The sequence below is a fragment of the Homoserinimonas sp. OAct 916 genome (assembly GCF_003260275.1).
Classification (GTDB): Bacteria; Actinomycetota; Actinomycetes; order Actinomycetales; family Microbacteriaceae; genus OACT-916.
On record NZ_QJHB01000011.1, the window covers coordinates 77,788 to 95,046 of the forward strand.

Here is a 17,259-nt window from a genome sequence, read left to right on the forward strand (position 1 = left end):
ACAGGAACATCGGCGGCAGGCATGCCCGCCTACGGCAATCATGGCGGAGGTCTTCGATTAGATAAAGCGATGCTTTATGATGAGTATTGATTAGCTTCACCGATTGATTGGAATGGTCTCGTGCTCGATGTTCGCCGGCTGCGCCTGTTGCGCGAATTGGCGGTGCGCGGCACGCTTGCGGCGGTGGCCGAGGCCCTCTCCTATTCACCCTCCTCCGTCTCGCAACAACTCGCCCTGCTCGAGAAGGAGGCCGGGGTGAAACTGCTGGAGAAGGCGGGCCGGCGAGTGCAGTTGACGCCGCAGGCCGAGATTCTGGTGGCGCACACCCAGCGCATTCTCGACCGTCTGGAGCGGGCGGAGTCCGAGATGACAGCCTCGCTGCACGCGGTTTCGGGCACCGTACGCGTGGCCGTCTTCCAGTCGGCCGCGCACGCCGTGATTCCGCACGCGCTCACGCTACTGGCCGAAAAATACCCACAGTTGCGGGTGGAGATCGTCGAGCGCGAGCCCGAAGAAGGACTGTTCGCGGTTTCGGCGAGAGACTTCGATCTGGTACTGGCCGAGCAGTACCCGGGGCACACGAGGGCGTACCGGTCGGACCTCGACCGCGTGAACCTGGTCTCTGACACCCTGCGCCTTGCCGTTCCTGGGCAGCTCGGTGGTCGGCCTGCGCTGCCGAGCATCGCGGCCGCGGCAGGCACATTGCCGACGAACCCCCAGCGCCAGATCAGTTCCCTGGCCGACGCCGCCCACCTGCCGTGGGTGATGGAGCCCGCCGGAACCGCGAGCCGGGCCTGGGCCGCCCAACTGTGCCGGCAAGCCGGATTCGAACCGGATGTGCGATTCGAGACGGCCGACCTGGTGGCGCACATCCGGCTGATCGAATCGGGCAACGCTGTGGGCATCCTGCCCGACCTGGTCTGGTCGGGCGAGAAGCCGAGCGTGCGACTGGTGCCACTGCCGGATTCGCCCTGGCGCACAGTCTTCTCGGCCGCACGGCGTGCCAGCGCCAAGCGGCCCGGCGTGCTCGCTGTGCGCGATGCGCTCGCCCGCTCGGTCGCGATGATGCCGACACCCACTGACCTCGCCCGCTGACCTCGCCCGCTGACGTGCCCCCGTGTGCAGCCTCGCACCGCCCACTAAAAGTTCAGGAGCACAGTGCCGCGGAGCCACTCTGTCGCCGGGCTCCGCCCACGTCCTGGACTCGTGACCACTGAGCGAAGTGGAGCCGGGGGCAATTATCCTTCCGGACTCGTGAGACACTCACTCACAAATGCTCCTGTTCGCAGTCGACCCCGGAGCCTAGCGTGGAGGTGAGAGGTCAGGAGGCACCAATGGATCTGGGACGACTCGCGCTTCGCGTCACCATCGGCTCACTGTTCATCGGCCACGGAACGCAGAAACTGTTCGGCTGGTTCGGTGGCTCCGGGCTTGAAGGCACCGACACGATGATGGCTGCTGTCAACATGCGACCGGTGCGTCGCAACGCGATCATCGCGGGCGCGACCGAAGCCGGGTGTGGAGTTCTGCTGGTCCTCGGGCTTGCAACCCCCTTGGCCGCGGCGGGGTTGACCAGCGTGATGGTCACCGCCGTGCGCAAGGTGCATTGGAAGAACGGCCCGTGGAACTCGAACCGCGGGTGGGAATTGAACGCCGTGAACGTGGCCGGCCTGACCGCACTGGTCGACGCCGGGCCCGGGCGGCTTTCTCTGGATGCGGCCCGTGGGCGAATTCACGCCGGTGCTGGCTGGGCGCTGGCCGCCCTGACGGTGGGCATCGTCTCGTCGGCCGTAGCCATCAAACTGGGAGAACGCGCCCCGACGTCACCCGACAACCCCCCGGAGCCAGCGCCATCACCGAATCGGGGCCCCACGCCGTGATGGTGGGCGGCCAGATCTACCTGGCCGCCACCTGCCTCTCCCGTGTGGTTCGACGATGCTGCGTCCGGGGTGCGACGCTACTTCTGCGCGCTCCACTCGGCAGCCTTCTCGCGCAGCTTCTGGTGAGCTCCACCGAATGCCGCGGCCGCTGTTTCGCCGAGCAGCGCCTTGGGAACCTTGCAGACCATGGTGTAGACGGTATCCACAACGTTGGCCACCGGGCTCAAGCAGGTCTGAGAGACCAGCTGGTACGCATCCATGGTGCCGATCTCGAGAAGTTCGGAGACCCAGTTCACCATTTCGACATTCGCGATCCGGAAGGCGTCTTCGAGAGGCTTCGTCGAACCGGTGGTGATCAGGTACTCGTCGGTCTCGATCCGCGGCCAGGCCGGCGCCTGTCCCTTGATCAGTTCGACGATGAACACGGTGTCCATCGCACACTCCACCGCCACCCCACAGGTCTCACCCTCACCCTGGCGGGCGTGGCCGTCTCCCAGGCTGAACAGGGCGCCGGGAACGTTCACTCCCAGGTAGCAGGTGGTCTTCGCCCGCATCTCCGGTGTGTCCATGTTGCCGCCCCAGTTGCCCGGAGCCAGTGCGGAGCGCACCTCTCCGAGGGCGGGCGCAACCCCGACCGTGCCGTGCATGGGGTCCAAGGGCAGCGGCAGGCGGAGATCGCTGCCGAGAGCCTGGAAGTGCACCAGCCGCTTTTCGGTGTCGAGATCGTAGAACCAGGTGTTCTCGGGTAACGGGTCTTGGAGCAGGGCGGTGTCGTGGGTTCCGGTCAATGCCCCGAAGAACTCCACGGTGGTGCTCACCCCCCAGTCGAAGCGTGGTTCGATGCTGATGAAATGGATGGCGAGAGTGTCGCCCGGCTCTGCGCCCTCGATGTAGAACGGGCCGGTCTGCGGGTTGAGGTAGCGGGGGTCGATCAGCGCCGACGGTTTCACCCCGGCCTCGGTGATCATGCCCGCAAAGCAGTCCAGGGTCGACGTGGAGACCACGGTTCCCGGCTTCAGTTCGGCCTTCGCCTGGGCGCCACCGAATGTGTAGACCAGCTGTGCGGGGTCGACGTCTGCGGCCACCTCGAAATTAAGTGTTTTCATGTTTCTCATGCCTTTCTGCTGAGCTCGGCTTCTGAAGTGTCGATGGCTGCAGCTCGGACTCGGCGCCTGGCCCCCAGTTCGATGGTCTGCACCAGACCACCGGGGCGGAATGCGAGCATGAAGATCAGCAGGATCGCGAGCAGGATCTCCGTCATCCCGACGGTCTCGAACGGCAGAACGCCGCTCACGCTGAACGAGTTCTCCATCGCGCGGAGCCCTTCGGTGGCGATGGTCACCAACAGCACGCCGATTGCCGTTCCCGTGACGGTGCGCGGCCCGCCCACGATCAGCATGGTCAGCACGATGAACGTCTGGGTCATGTAGAAGGCGCCGGGCTGGAACGAAGTGATGAAATGCGCCCACAGCGCCCCGGACATCCCGCAGACGAACGCGGAGATCGTGAACGCGAGCCAGCGCGCCCGCACGACGTTGATGCCGATGGCGGATGCGGCGTGCACGTTGTCACGCGAGGCCCGGAGCTTCATGCCGAGCGACGACTCCTTGAACAGGAACGCCACGACGAGAATGATCAGCGCCCATGTGACGGCGGTCCAGAGGTCGGTGTACTTCAGCAGCCCGAACAGCGTGCGCGGACCGTTGGTGATGGCGCTCCACTGGGAGAGCACGACGTGCACGATCACCAGCAGTGCGAACGAGGCGATCGCCGACGCCGTGTCCGACAGTCGCATCAGCGGATAGCCCACGATCGCAGCGAACGCCGCCGCAATCAGCGCACCGCACATCATCGCCGGAAAGAAGCCCATCTCGATTCCGGCCAACGCCGGGTAGAGGGCGGGAAGCGACATCGCCTTCGCCGCGACCGGGATGGAGAACAGCGCCGACGCATACGCGCCGATCCCCATGAAGCCGACGTGGGCGAACGACAGGAGCCCCGAGTTGCCCATGAACATCTGCAATCCGAGCACCATGATCAGGTTGATGAACATGATCGTCATGATGCGGTCCAGCAACGGAATTCCGAGAATCGTGGTGATCACCGCGATCACGCCGAAGACGACGATGATTCCAATGAGGGGAAGCAGCTTTCGGCCGGTGACGGCGAAGGAAGGCATCTTCATCAGCCAATTCTCTCTGTCGCGAAGCGACCCTTGACAATGCCCTGTGGGCGAAAGACCAGAACCAGGATGACGACGGCGAAGATGACGGCGTCGCGGAATGCGAGCATGTCCTGGGGCAGGAGCAACTGCAGTGCGATCGTCAGGGTACCGAGGAAGAAGCCGCCGACAATGGCGCCCGAGAGGCTGTTCATGCCCCCCACCACGATCGCAATCAATGCGATCAGCAGCGGCGCCATGCCAACGGTCGGCGACACCGACCCGATTCGGCTGATCCAGAGGAAACCGGCGATCCCGGCCAGCACACCACTGATGGCGAAGGCCGACACGATCACCTGGTCGGCGCGCACCCCGAGCAGTTGGAGCATGCGGAAGTCATCGGCGGCCGCGCGCAGGGTGATCCCCAAACGGGTCTTCTGCATCAGCACGAGCAAACCGATGAGAGTCAACGTGCTGACCAGGATCACCACGACGTTGGAGACCGAGATCTGCACCCCACCCAGATTGATGTTGGTGTGGAAGAAGACCGGAACATCCACGGCGCGGGCACGCGGTGAGACGAAGACCAGGGCCGAGTTCTGCAGCAGGGTGCTGACGGCGAACGAGGTGATCAACATGGCATTCATCGAGTTCGATCGAACCGGTCGGAACGCCACGCGTTCCGTCACCACGCTGGTGAAAGCGGCGACCACAATGGCGACCAGCACGACGACCACCAGCGGCAACAGGGTGCCCTGCAGTACGAACCAGGTGTAACCGGCCACCATGATCAGCTCGCCGTAGGCGAAGTTGACCAGTTTGAGAATGCCGAAGACCATGATCAGGCCGAGGGCGAACAGCGCGTACACGCTGCCCAGGCTCAAGGAGTTCAGAATGAACTGAAGCACACCGTCCACGTCAGCCTTCCGTTCCGGCCACTTGCACGCCGCCCAGATACGCGGCGGTGATGTCGATTGAGTCCATGATCTCCTGTGGGGTTCCGCTGGCGGTCAGGCTGCCCGTGGTCAAGACGTAGGCCCGATTGGCGAGAGCCAGTGCGCGCGTCACGTTCTGCTCGACGAGAAGTATGGTGACTCCCTCTTCGTGGAGTTGTTGGATGATCTCGAACATCCGGTCGACCAGAGTCGGCGACAGCCCGAGCGACGGCTCGTCGAGCATCAGCAGTCGGGGCTGGGAGAGCAGCGCTCGCGCGATAGCCAGCTGCTGCTGCTCGCCTCCTGAGAGGGTGCCTGCACCCTGGCCGGCCCGTTCCTTCAGAATCGGGAAGCGGTCGAAGACGCGATCGAGCTCATCGGCAACGGTCTTCTTGTCGCGTACCAGGTACGATCCCAGGCGCAGGTTCTCCTCGATCGTCAGACTGGGAAAGATCCCGCGGTCCTCGGGTACGAGTGCGATGCCACGCCGGGCGATGTCGGCGCTTCGCTTCGCGTGAATCGGTTTGCCGTCGAAGACGATCGAGCCGGTCGATGCCTTGTGCACCCCAGCGATGGCCGAAAGTGTGGTGGTCTTGCCCGCACCGTTGGAGCCGACCAGCGCCACCAGCTCCCCCTGCTCGACCCGGAGGTCGAGACCCTTCAGGGCCGTGATCGCCCCGTATCGAACGTGGACGTTGCTCAGTTCGAGGAGACTCATGAACGCTCCGTTACTGTGTGGTTCGCTGCTGTGGGGTTCGCTGCTGTGGGGTTCGCTGCGGCGTCGGCACCCGCTGTCGCCTGGCTGCCGAGGTAGGCCTCGACGACCGTCGGGTTGGCACGAATCTCATCCGCCGTGCCCTCAGCGATCGTCTTCCCCTGGTTCAGCACATGCAGGCGGTGACACAGCCGCATGATCAGGTTCATGTCGTGATCGATGATCAACAGGCCGCAGCCGAATTTCTCGGGAATCGAGGTGAGCTGGCCCAGCAGGTGCTCGCTCTCCTCCTCGTTGAGGCCGGCGGCCGGCTCATCGAGCAACAAATATTTGCATCCGGTCGCCAGGGATCTGAGAATCTCGACGATTCGCTTCTGGCCGTACGAGAGCGCATCCGATGAGACGTCGCGGAGATCCTCGATCTCGAAGAGCTCGATGAGCTCGTTCGCAATGGTGGTTGCCTTGCTCCGGCGAAGACCGGCGCCGAGTGCGCCGAGCTGCACATTCTCGAAAACGCTCATCGTGCCGAACAGCCGCACCGTCTGAAAGGTGCGCACCAGCCCGTGCCGGGCGATCCGACGGGGAGGAAACGCCGTGACGTCCTCTCCGTCGATTCGTACACTGCCGGCGTTGGGCTTCAACGCTCCGGCAAGCACGTTGACCAGGGTCGTCTTTCCCGAACCGTTTGGTCCGATCAAGCCGACGATTTCGTGCCTGCCGAGCGAGAGGCTCACCTGGTCCAGCGCGCGGAGGCCGGCAAAGTTCATCACAATGCCGTCTGCGGCGAGCCTCTCGCTCATAAGGACTTCACTCATGCCGCGGGAACCCACTGCGGCATCAACCAACCGTTGAACTTCGGCTCACCCTTGTCGAGGGAGACCAGGACGGCTTCCTTCTGGGGCTCGTTTCCGGTCTCGGCCGACCAGGTCAGGTTTCCGGTGAGCAGCTCGAACTTCATCGAGGTCATCTTCGCGGCGACTGCAGCGCCGTCGGTCGAACCGGCGGCTTCCATTGCCTGCGCGAGCACGTTCACGGTGTCATAGCCGTTGGCGACCAGGGCGGTGTCGGGCTCTTCGCCGTGCGCCTTCTCGTACAGCGACAGGAAGTCCGGCACCAACGCGCTGGCCTCCTCGCTCAGGTAGGCGTGCGTCGCATAGGTGATGTCGTTGCCGAACTCCGCACCCAGCACCTTGGCGAGCTCGGGGTCGTCGTACGAATCGCCACCGAAGATCGGGGTGTCGATCCCCGCGGCACGGATGTCGCGAATGATCAGGCCCAGGTCAGGCATGTAACTCGAGACGAAGATGACGTCTGCGTCGCTGCCGGCAGTCTTGAGTCGCTGCAGCTGGGCCGAGAAGTTCTGGTCGCCCTGCGTGTAGGTGTCCTGTCCGACGATGGTGCCACCCTGGTGCTCCATCGATTCGATGAAGTACTCACTGAGCGACGTGGTGTAGTCGATGAACGAGTCGGTGACCACGTAGGCCTTCTTCAGCCCGCGCTCGTTGTACGCCCACTCGGCTGCAGCCGCACCCATCGTGGTGTTCCACATGGACAGGGTGAACTGCTTGTCGCCGAGCGTGGCAGCACCGAACAGCGGCGAGGAGGCGCCGGGAGAGATCCCGACGATCCCTGCGGCCTGGGCGGCGCGGCTGGCCGGGCCACCGAAGTCGAAGTCGGCCGGGGTGATGATCGCGGCCGCGCCCTGCGCGGTGAGCTGCTCACCGTTGTTGCCGACGACCACCGGGTCGCTCTTGCCGTCGAGGTTGACGAGCTTCAGCTGCTTGCCGAGCACTCCCCCGTTGGTGTTGATCTCGTCCACGGCCAGTTGGGCGCCGCGAAGGATCGGCTCGTCAAGCGGCGACTGGATTCCGGTGAGGCACAGCGAGGCACCGATGACGATCTCGGAGTCGCTTCCTGCTGCCGTGGCATCCGGGGCCGGTGCGGGATCGGCCGCCGGGTTCGCACCGCACGCGGTGAGACCCATCGCAAGAAGGGCGACGGTGGCGACGCCCAGAACTTTCTTTTTCATGACGCTCCTCGTTGAGGTCCCGCCGGCTCGGCCTGTCGCGCCGGGTGCGCGTGGAGCAGGGGGAGGGGAAGTGATTGTATCGGTACTCTGACAGAAGTCACCGTTGATGTCAACGCGTTGACATCAACGGTGACTAAAATGTGATGAGATGGGTGTTCGCCCGCGCACAGGCACCGTTTGCGAGTCTGCTGCTGTCGCCGAGGGAACGGCCGGTCACGGCGTCGTGACAGCAATCAGTGCCGCTCCACCGGCCTCAAAAATGTGCGGCGATCGGTCACGGAACCGTGCGCACGCACCGCCCGGCCGGCGCTGCGAACGCTCGCATGCGTTAAATGAGAGAGTAGTCAATAACTACTCCAACGAAGGAGGTGGACCGCATGGCCCCCGGGACAGAAGGTCGCCGACAGGTGCATCTCGACCGCGAAGTGATCCTCGAGACCTCACGAGAAATCTTTTATCAAGAGGGGCTGGGGGCCTTGACGCTCCGACGGCTGGGGAGCGAACTTGGGGTGGACGCCACCGCAATGTATCGACACTTCCGCAACAAGGGCGCCCTACTCTCCGCCCTCATCAACGAGTTGTTCGTCGCGATTCCCGAACCCGATCCCGCGCGGTCCTGGCGCGACAACCTGCGCGACCTCATGTCGGCCTGGTGGTGGATCTATCGGCGCAACGAAGGCCTCGCGCAAGCCATGGCCGGGCAACCAGACGACGAGCCTCAGCTGTTCCATCTGACCGAATGGACCGTCCGCGAGCTGATCCGTGCCGGCGTGCCCGATGCCGAGATCGGCCTGTTCCACCAGACGATCTACAACCACACCGTCGGCAACGGGTTGGTCGCCGCATTCTCCCCCTGGCTCACAACCGAGTCGCTGCGCGATGAGCAGCGGCGGATCTATGCGGCGCTGAGCCCAGAACAGTTCCCCAGCGCGGCTGCCGCAGCGCCGACCATCTATCCCGAGACGAACGCGGCATTCCTGTTCAGTGTCGAGCTGCTTCTCGACGCGATCGAGAGCCGCGCTTCGGCAGAGGACGACACCAAGCGGCAACCCACGACATAAGCTCAGAGCATGACCAAAACTTCCCCTGATGTCGTGATTGTGGGTGGCGGGCACAATGGCTTGGCCGCCGCCGCCTACCTCGCCCAGGCGGGCAAGAATGTGTTGCTCCTGGAACGAGACGACCACACCGGCGGTGCGGCGGTCTCGGCGTGGGCCTTCGAGGGCGTGGATGCCCGTCTCTCCCGATACTCCTACCTGGTCAGCCTGCTGCCGAAGCGCATCATCGAGGACTTGAAGCTCGACGTGGAGCTTGCGCGCAGGCGCTACTCGTCGTACACGCCCGACCCCGGGCATCCGGGCACCGGGCTGCTCGTCGACCACGGCGACGACGACGCCACCCAGGACTCCTTCATCCGGGTCGGCGCCGCCGAAGACATCGAGGCCTGGCACGCGTTCTACTCAGACACCGCCCGGGTCGCGCAAGCCCTGTTTCCGACGGTGCTCGAACCGTTGCCGACCCGCTCCGAGGTGAGGCGCCTGCTCGCAGACGACGCCCTGTTCGCGGCCCTGTTCGAACGCCCCCTGGGCGAGACAATCACCGCCCGATTCACAAACGACCTGGTGCGCGGCGTTGTGCTGACCGACGGCCTGATCGGCACGTTCACGTCGGCCGACGACCCCTCGCTCGACGCGAACAGATGCTTTCTGTACCACGTGATCGGCAACCAGACCGGCGACTGGGATGTTCCGGTCGGCGGCATGGGTGCGGTGACCGGCGCGCTGGCGAATGCCGCGACGGAGGCGGGCGCCACGCTGGTCACAGACGCCACCGTCACCCGGGTGACACCAGACGGCCACGTTCGTTACACGCTCGACGGAGTCGAACACGAGGTGACCGCCCGGCACGTACTGGCCAATGTTGCGCCCTACATTCTGGAGCAGCTGCTGGCCGAAGGGGCCGCCAACGAGCCATCCCCGGCCGAGGCCTCTGGCGCGGATGCTTCGGCAATCGTGCGCCCCGAGGGCGCGCAGGTAAAGGTGAACCTGATGCTGAAGCGGCTGCCTCGCCTGTTGGATACGACCGTCGCCCCCGAAGCGGCCTTCGGCGGAACCTTCCACATCAACGAGACCTACACCCAGCTGCAGACGGCCCACGATGAAGCAGAGGCGGGCGGTATCCCGCGTCTTCTGCCGTGCGAGATCTACTGCCACTCGCTGACCGATCCGTCCATCCTCTCCCCCGAGTTGGCCGCCAGCGGGGCACACACACTGACCGTGTTCGGTTTGCACGCTCCCGACCGGCTGCTCACAGCCGAGAACAACGATCACATGCGCGCCCGCTACCAGCAGGCAGTGCTCGATTCGCTGAATTCGGTTCTGGCAGAGCCGATCGAAGACGTTCTGATGACAGACGCCCACGGCGAGCTGTGCATCGAAACCAAGACCACCCTCGATATCGAAGAGGCGTTGAACATGCCGGGCGGCAATATCTTCCACGGCCCACTCGACTGGCCCTTTGCCGAGGACGACGCGAGGCTCGAGACCCCGGCCGAACGCTGGGGCGTGGCGACCAGGCATCCGCGCATCCTGCTCTGCGGCTCCGGCGCGGTGCGTGGCGGAGCGGTCAGCGCGATCGCAGGCCACAACGCGGCTATGGCGGTTCTCGAGAGCTGACCCCTGTTGCGGAGTAATCTGCAGGCGTAGCGTTCGGCACATGAGCACAATCCATGATTCTGCCCTCGACGAACTGCAGTCCACAGTTCGAGGGCCCGTCTTTCAGCGCGGTGACGACGGCCTGGCCGCCGAGGCTGCCGGCTTCAACGCCATCACCATGCACAATCCCGACTTCGTGGTTGGAGCCACAAACGAAGCCGATGTCCAAGCCGCGGTGCGTTTCGCCGCGGCTCGCAGCCTGCCTGTCTTCGCACAGGCGACCGGCCATGGGGCGGCCCAGGGGCTGACTCACGGCGTGCTGGTGCTCACGCATCGGATGAACTCCGTAACGATCGACCCCGTTGCACGCATTGCCACGATCGGCGCCGGCGCACGCTGGACCCCGGTGGTGGCGGCCGCAGCCGAGTACGGCCTCATGCCGATCTCCGGCTCCACTCCAGACGTCGGGGCAGTCGGCTTCACGATGGGTGGCGGACTCAGCCCGGTCGGCCGCACCTTTGGATTCGCCTGCGACTGGGTGCGTTCATTCCGGGTGGTGACCGCCGACGGCGAGGCGGTCGCGGCGAGCATCACCGAAAACCCGGATCTCTTCTGGGCGCTCAAAGGCGGCAAGTGGGGGCTCGGCGTCGTCACCGAGATGCGCACCGAACTCCTTCCACTGACCAGTGTGTACGGCGGGGGACTGTTCTTCGACACCGAGCACATCGAGGCGGCCTTCCGCGCCTGGGCCGACTGGACGAAAAATGTTTCGGACTCGGTCAGTTCATCAGTCGCCCTCATCCGGTTTCCGGACTTGGAGATGGCTCCGCCCCCATTGCGCGGAAAGTTTCTGCTGCACCTGCGGTTCGCCTACGTCGGCGAGGAGGGCACGGGTACCGACGAGCGGGCCGCGGAGGCCGAACGCATCCTGACCCCGCTGCGCCAGGCGGCACCCGTCTACCTCGACCTGGTCGGCGAATTGCCGACCTCCGAGCTGAAGCTGATTCACTCCGATCCCGATGGACCGCTGCCGGCGTGGGAGCGTGGCGTGCTGCTCGCTGACATCGACCAGGAGTTCGTCACTGCGTTGCTGAGCCAGGTCGGAGCAGGAACCGAGGTTCCGTTGCTGGTGGTCGAATGTCGCCATCTCGGTGGGGCAATGGCTCGTGCGCCGGAGGCTGGTGATGCGGCTGGCGGCCGTGGCGCCGCGTACACCTGCTACACCGTCGGTGCGCCGGTTCCGGAGTTGTTCGAGCACGTCATACCCGGGGTAGCAGCCGGAATGTTCGCCGCCGTCGAGCCGTGGACCAGTGTCGAGTCGAACGTGAACTTCGCCGGGCCAATGAGCATGGAGCGCCTTGCGAGCATCTGGCCACCCGCCACCTCGACGCGATTGGCGGGCGTTCGCAGCCAGTATGACCCCACGAGCGTGTTCGCGCTCCCGTTCTGATCCAGGTCACTTCTGCGCCGAGGGGCCAGAATCAGCGCCATACTGGTGCATTGTGGTGCCGAACCTGACCCTTCGCCGGGCGGTGGGAGCTTTGGCGGGGAACAGCGCGTTCAGTGGTGACGGTGGTCCTGAATGGTGAGGCGCGGGCCGAAGCGCGGCTTGCGAAAGCCGCTCGCCATGATCAGGCGCATCACGCGTTGGCGATGGCCCTCCCACGGCTCCAGGAGTTCGAGCATGCCGTCGTCGTCGACCGGCTCGCCGACCAGCGCCCAGCCGACGATCGCCGGGAGGTGAAAGTCGCCGACACTGACCTGGTCGGGATCTCCGTGAGCGCGTTGGCTCGTCTCTGCCGCGGTCCACACTCCGACCCCTGGGATCGATCTCAGCCGCGAATGCACCAGCGAACCTCCCCGCCCGAGCGCAGTCGTGCGTTCGAGCGACGGGGCCACTTTCGCTGCAAGCATCGCGGTGCGTGAGCGGCGCGGATCGACTCCGGCCCGGTGCCACTCCCAGCTCGGGATGCGGCTCCACGCGGCCGGCGACGGGCAGACCCGCATGCCCTCGGGCGCTGGGCCCGGTGCGGCCTCGCCGTGGGCCCTCACGAGGGTGCGCCATGCCCGCCATGCCTCGACCGTGGTCACCTTCTGCTCGATGACCGCCGCGGCCAGGCTGTCGAACACGCGGCCGGTACGCACGAGACGAAGCCCGGGGGTACGGCGACGGGCATCGGCGAGGAAAGGATTGTCGGACACATCGAACCCACTGTCGTCATCGCCGCTGCCCAACAGCTCCGGAACGGCCGCCAATGCGTGCTCGGCACCCTTCCCCCACGCGACGGCCGTGACGCCATCGCGCTGCTGCTGTAAGCGCAGAGTGGCCGCGCCTAGAGGCGTGTCTCGTGTGAGCCAGGCACCGGTCTGGTGCCATTGGAAGGTCGGATCGTACCGTCCGCGTGCCAGCGGTGCCAGCGTGATTCGCAGATCAACCCCGCGCGCCGGCCGATAGGCGCTGGTCAGGGGTGCCGAACTCTCCCCCGTCACGTCATTGTCGGGATACGCGGTTGCCCCCTCAGCGGTTCGTGCGGTCACCCCGGGCATGCGCGACTCCGTCTCGAATCCGGCCGTCTGGCCTTCGGCTGTGGGGTTCATCCCCGTCAGACTACGGCTTTCCGCTGACAGCACGAAAGCACCATCGTCTACAGCCGAGATCGCACCGATCGCTGCGCAACGGGTGTAACGAAATGACCCGAACCAGATCCTGTGTCGCCAGCTCGACTCCGGCCGGCCACAGATTACTTCCAGATACTAGGCGCCTCGGCACGCGTGGGTGGCAGCGCGACATCAGTGCCCCATCGCACCACCCACTCGGGCAGCTCTGGCCATTGGCCCGTGTCGCCCACAGCGTCGACGAGGTCGCCAATAGGGACCGTACCGCCACTCTTCTTCAGGAAACGCGCCCTGATGAGCGCCTGGGCATAGATCTCGCCGTTGCGCACGAAGCGCTGCTCCACATAAACCGCCTTGTCGTCGAAGCCGGTCAGGCGTGACTGAACGGTGAACGCCTGCCACAGCTCCAACGACTTGCGAAATGTGATTGTTTCTGACGCGATGACCGGGTACCAGCCGTGCTTGCGCAGGATCGCCCAGACACCGCTTCGCCGCAGCAAGTCGAATCGGCCGAGGTCGAGTATCGACAGGTAGACGCCGTTATTCATGTGCCGGAGCACATCGAGATCGGTCGGCAACACTCTGAAGCTCGTCTCACAGACATCGAAATGATCGAGCTTTCGGCCGCGGATGGGACGCACGAGGCGAAAGAGGGTTCGAAAGATCAAGTGCACGTGCGTCATGCTAGTCGCAGGCACAGCCTCGGGGCACTTCTGTTGTAGGTCGTGAACATCCGCCGGTCCGGCACCCGCGACACCACACGTGGGGTTTCGCACATCGGATTCGCAGGTTACCGGCATCGATTGCCGCGCTGAGCAGGGTATTGTCATTACCCACCGGTTCTCTGGCCGCGCGAGCCTCACGCGAGTGTCCGCACTCCCGACTTCCAACGAAGCAAGGACCACATCATGGGTAAACGTACGATCATCGGCATCGCAGCGGTCGCAGTCCTCTGCTTCGGGTTGACCGGCTGCGCCGCCTCGTCCGGCTCCGGAGCAGGCTCCCCCTCCCCCGTCGGCGCCTGGGGCTCACAGACTGAGGGCCAGCCGAACCTTGAGTTCGTCGACGACGGCACCGTACACGGCTCCGATGGCTGCAACCGCCTCACGGGCAGCTGGGAGCAAGACGGCGACACGGTGAAGATGCCGGCTCTCGCCTCGACGATGATGTTCTGCGAGGGAGTGGACGACTGGCTGAAGGGTGCCGCCTCAGCAACGATCTCCGGTACCACGATGACGATTTCCAATGCTGATGGCGCCACGATTGGAACCCTTGCGAGCGACGCCAAATAGTCACTTGAGCATGAGGTAGACGGCACTCCGATTGCGGCGCTGCGGGGGGGGGTGACAACCGCGCACACTGATCGGCCTGATTACACGACCCGGCGTTACAGGAGGTGACGCTCGTCGACGCCGGTATAGGCGCTGAGGGGCCGGATCAGCGCGTTCGACGCGTACTGCTCCATGATGTGCGCCGTCCAGCCGGTCACCCGTGCTGCTGCGAACAACGGGGTGAAGGTCTCGGTGTCGAAGCCCATCAGGTGGTAGGCCGGGCCCGACGGGTAGTCGAGGTTGGGCAAGATGTTCTTCCTCTCGAGCATCGCCGCCTCCAACGCGTCATACAGCTCGATCAGATCGGCCCGGTCGTGGTGCTCGGCCAGCGAGTCCAACGCGGCCTTCATCGTTGGAACTCTCGAGTCGCCGTTCTTGTACACCCGGTGGCCGAAGCCCATGATCTTGCGCTTGTCTGCGAGGGCGTCATCCAGCCAATCGGCAACCAGATCGGCCGTGCCGATCTCCTGGAACGTGTGCATGACCGCCTCGTTCGCGCCGCCGTGCAATGCCCCCTTGAGGGCACCGACCGCACCGGTCACTGCCGAGTACAGGTCACCAAGGGTTGAGGCGATCACACGGGCGGTGAAGGTCGACGCGTTGAACGAGTGCTCGGCGTAGAGCACGAGCGACACGCGGAACGCATCGACCACGTCGGCGGGCGGCACCTCGCCGAAGGTCATGTAAAGAAAGTTCTCGGCATAGTTCAAGTCGGAGCGCGGCTCGATCAGCTCGAACTCGTGGCGACGACGTTGGTCGTAGGCAACGATCGCCGGCAGTTGTGCCATCAGATAGGTCGACCGTTCCAGGTTCTTCGCCGGATCGAGGATACCGTCGGGTTCTTCCAAGCTGGAGTCGGTGCCGCCGATCACGCTGATCGCGGTGCGCACGACGTCCATCGGATGACCATCGAGGGGCAACTCGTCGATGATGCGCCTGGTGCGCGGGTCAAGCAGGCGCATCGATCGCTCGAGGGCTTCGAATTCGGCCAGCTGGGCATCGGTGGGCAGCTCACCGTGCCAGAGCAGATAGGCGACCTGTTCGAAGGAGCACTGCGCTGCCAGCTCTTGCACCGGGTAGCCGCGGTAGGTGAGCGAGTTGGTCTCGGGGTTCACCCGGGAGATCGCGGTCACATCGACGGTCACGCCCGCGAGTCCCTTGTGGATTGTTGCGTCGCTCATGAGGCTCCTTCGGTCGGTGCGGGCGGTGCGTTCAGCTGAGTTCGATTCAGTTCAGTTCAGTTCAGTTCAGTTCAGTTCAGTTCAGTTCAACACAGGTTGGATCAGGGGGGCGGCCCGGATCATCGCGCACAGCATCAGAACAGGCCGTTCAACTCCGGCCCCGAGGCCAGCAGGCCGGGGAGCGTGACAATGTTGAGTTCGCCGAGTTCAGCAGAGGAGAGTTCGGGCAAGCGCTGGGCCAGGTCGAGAAAACGCTCGATCTCCTCGGGCGCGAGCACATCTTCGGCCAGCATCCGGAACTTCTGGACGTAGTCGGCGCGAACGAACGGTCGGGCCCCGAGCGGGTGGGCATCGGCCACGGCGATCTCGTCGACGATCACGGTGCCGTCGGTCAGCGTGATCTCCACGCGACCACCAAATGCCTTCTCGGCAGGATCGGTCGAGTGATAGCGCCTCGTCCACTCCTCGTCTTCGGCCGTTGTGATCTTCTTCCACAACTCAACGGTGTCAGCACGATTCGCCCGTTCCGGTTTGTACGAGCGGCTGTGGTGCCAGGCGCCGTCCTGAAGAGCGACCGCGAAGATGTACGGAATCGAGTGGTCGAGGGTCTCCCTGGAGGCGCTCGGGTCGTACTTCTGCGGGTCGTTCGCGCCCGAGCCGATCACGTAGTGCGTGTGGTGGGAGGTGTGGATGACGATGCTCTCCACCAGTTCGGGCCCCTCGGGCTCGCCCAGAGCCGGATACTCGTTGTGCAGCTTGCGGGCCAGGTCGATCAGAGCCTGCGCCTGGTATTCGGCCGAGTGTTCCTTCGTATAGGTGTCGAGGATGCCGAGCTTTGCTTCACCGGGCTCGGGCAGGGGCACCTCGTACTGGGCGTCCGGGCCATCCAGCATCCACGCGATGACACCGTCTTCACCCTCGTAGATCGGGGTGGGGCTGGTTTCGCCGCGCATGGCCCGGTCGACTGCTTCGACCGCCATCTTGCCGGCGAAGGCGGGGGCGTGGGCCTTCCAACTGGAGATCTCGCCCTTGCGGGACTGGCGGGTGGCTGTCGTCGTGTGCAGCGCCTGGCCGACCGCCTGGAAGATGGTCTCGGTATCGAGCGCGAGCAGCGTGCCGAGGGCAGCGGCGGCAGACGGGCCGAGGTGTGCCACGTGGTCGATCTTGTGCTCGTGCAGGCAGATCGCCTTCACCAGGTCGACCTGGATCTCGTAACCGGTGGCGATCGCGCGCACTACGTCGCGCCCGGTGAGGCCGCGCTTGTCAGCCAGGTGTTGGGCCACGGCGATGACCGGCGGAATATTGTCGCCGGGGTGGGAATAGTCCGCGGCCAGGAATGTGTCGTGATAGTCGAGTTCGCGCACGGCCACACCGTTCGCCCACGCGGCCCATTCGGGCGAAACCCTGCGGGCCGAGTCCTTGCCGAAGACGGTGGCTCCGTCGCCACCGATTGAAACCGGGTGAGCCAAGGCCTGCGTTCGCGCTGAGACCACCGGGTGGCGGGTCAGGGATGCCGCGGCAACGGCCGCATTGTCGATCACGCGATTGATCACCATGTCGACGACCTCATCGGTCACCTCAACGGGATCGACGGCCACTTCGGCGATCTTCCACGCCAACTGGTCTTCGCGCTGGAGGTTCTCTTCACTACGGTGAACTCGTACATTATGTGTCTTCACACTCAATAACGTACCGGAAATGGGGCTCTGCGCCCCGTATCCGTTCGCCTGTCCCCGGCTTCTGTGGCCGGGTCGGAA

The 17,259-nt window shown here is 64.8% G+C and carries 16 protein-coding genes; 6 read left to right on the forward strand and 10 right to left on the reverse strand.

Annotation, left to right across the window (positions count from 1 at the left end; translation table 11 throughout):
• Positions 1-120 precede the first annotated feature (120 nt).
• Together DL891_RS13660 and DL891_RS13665 are read left to right on the forward strand one after the other, a co-directional pair.
• On the forward strand, positions 121-1,095 hold the full coding sequence (locus DL891_RS13660) for a LysR substrate-binding domain-containing protein (RefSeq protein WP_111720999.1): 975 nt from the start codon (positions 121-123) through the stop codon (positions 1,093-1,095).
• Positions 1,096-1,334: 239 nt separating this feature from the next.
• Positions 1,335-1,880: a DoxX family protein gene (locus DL891_RS13665; protein ID WP_111721000.1), complete on the forward strand. Its 546-nt coding sequence runs from the start codon at positions 1,335-1,337 to the stop codon at positions 1,878-1,880.
• Between the two features lie 77 nt (positions 1,881-1,957).
• Here DL891_RS13665 and DL891_RS13670 read toward each other — a convergent pair whose 3' ends face one another.
• The 6 genes from DL891_RS13670 to DL891_RS13695 are packed head-to-tail and all read right to left on the reverse strand — an operon-like array spanning position 1,958 to position 7,720.
• Positions 1,958-2,986 carry an acetamidase/formamidase family protein gene (locus tag DL891_RS13670; RefSeq protein ID WP_111721001.1) on the reverse strand — a complete coding sequence of 343 codons (1,029 nt, stop codon included), beginning with the start codon at positions 2,984-2,986 and terminating at the stop codon, positions 1,958-1,960.
• A gap of 5 nt (positions 2,987-2,991) precedes the next feature.
• Positions 2,992-4,065 (reverse strand): branched-chain amino acid ABC transporter permease, encoded by a 1,074-nt coding sequence (locus tag DL891_RS13675; RefSeq protein WP_111721002.1) that lies wholly within the window; start codon positions 4,063-4,065, stop codon positions 2,992-2,994.
• Complete coding sequence (locus DL891_RS13680) at positions 4,065-4,958, reverse strand: branched-chain amino acid ABC transporter permease (protein ID WP_111721003.1); 894 nt, start codon at positions 4,956-4,958, stop codon at positions 4,065-4,067. Before DL891_RS13680 ends, DL891_RS13675 begins: the two co-directional genes overlap by 1 nt.
• Position 4,959: 1 nt before the next feature.
• Positions 4,960-5,694 carry an ABC transporter ATP-binding protein gene (locus DL891_RS13685; protein ID WP_111721004.1) on the reverse strand — a complete coding sequence of 245 codons (735 nt, stop codon included), beginning with the start codon at positions 5,692-5,694 and terminating at the stop codon, positions 4,960-4,962.
• The gene (locus DL891_RS13690; protein WP_198668910.1) at positions 5,691-6,506 is read right to left on the reverse strand and encodes an ABC transporter ATP-binding protein; all 816 of its coding nucleotides are present in this window, start codon (positions 6,504-6,506) and stop codon (positions 5,691-5,693) included. Before DL891_RS13690 ends, DL891_RS13685 begins: the two co-directional genes overlap by 4 nt.
• Positions 6,503-7,720 (reverse strand): ABC transporter substrate-binding protein, encoded by a 1,218-nt coding sequence (locus DL891_RS13695; protein WP_198668911.1) that lies wholly within the window; start codon positions 7,718-7,720, stop codon positions 6,503-6,505. The genes DL891_RS13690 and DL891_RS13695 overlap by 4 nt, the downstream gene beginning before the upstream one ends.
• A 377-nt stretch (positions 7,721-8,097) precedes the next feature.
• Here DL891_RS13695 and DL891_RS13700 point away from each other — a divergent pair, with 377 nt between their 5' ends.
• Genes DL891_RS13700 through DL891_RS13710 form a run of 3 tightly spaced genes read left to right on the forward strand, consistent with a single transcriptional unit; the run spans position 8,098 to position 11,824 of the window.
• On the forward strand, positions 8,098-8,781 hold the full coding sequence (locus DL891_RS13700) for a TetR/AcrR family transcriptional regulator (RefSeq protein WP_111721006.1): 684 nt from the start codon (positions 8,098-8,100) through the stop codon (positions 8,779-8,781).
• Between the two features lie 9 nt (positions 8,782-8,790).
• Positions 8,791-10,395: an NAD(P)/FAD-dependent oxidoreductase gene (locus tag DL891_RS13705; RefSeq protein ID WP_111721007.1), complete on the forward strand. Its 1,605-nt coding sequence runs from the start codon at positions 8,791-8,793 to the stop codon at positions 10,393-10,395.
• A gap of 40 nt (positions 10,396-10,435) precedes the next feature.
• Positions 10,436-11,824 carry an FAD-binding oxidoreductase gene (locus DL891_RS13710; RefSeq protein ID WP_111721008.1) on the forward strand — a complete coding sequence of 463 codons (1,389 nt, stop codon included), beginning with the start codon at positions 10,436-10,438 and terminating at the stop codon, positions 11,822-11,824.
• Between the two features lie 110 nt (positions 11,825-11,934).
• Here DL891_RS13710 and DL891_RS13715 read toward each other — a convergent pair whose 3' ends face one another.
• Positions 11,935-12,864, reverse strand: coding sequence for a DNA-3-methyladenine glycosylase (locus DL891_RS13715; protein WP_111721084.1), 930 nt, complete (start codon positions 12,862-12,864; stop codon positions 11,935-11,937).
• Between the two features lie 251 nt (positions 12,865-13,115).
• On the reverse strand, positions 13,116-13,673 hold the full coding sequence (locus DL891_RS13720) for a thioesterase family protein (protein WP_111721009.1): 558 nt from the start codon (positions 13,671-13,673) through the stop codon (positions 13,116-13,118).
• Between the two features lie 225 nt (positions 13,674-13,898).
• On the opposite strand from DL891_RS13720, the gene DL891_RS13725 reads away from it, so the two are divergent.
• Positions 13,899-14,282 (forward strand): META domain-containing protein, encoded by a 384-nt coding sequence (locus tag DL891_RS13725; RefSeq protein WP_111721010.1) that lies wholly within the window; start codon positions 13,899-13,901, stop codon positions 14,280-14,282.
• Between the two features lie 95 nt (positions 14,283-14,377).
• On the opposite strand, the gene DL891_RS13730 is transcribed toward DL891_RS13725, so the two are convergent.
• A complete protein-coding gene (locus tag DL891_RS13730; protein WP_111721011.1) occupies positions 14,378-15,502 on the reverse strand; it encodes a bifunctional 2-methylcitrate synthase/citrate synthase in 1,125 nt (374 codons plus the stop codon).
• Between the two features lie 134 nt (positions 15,503-15,636).
• On the reverse strand, positions 15,637-17,181 hold the full coding sequence (locus DL891_RS13735; RefSeq protein WP_111721012.1) for an MmgE/PrpD family protein: 1,545 nt from the start codon (positions 17,179-17,181) through the stop codon (positions 15,637-15,639).
• Positions 17,182-17,259 lie beyond the last annotated feature (78 nt).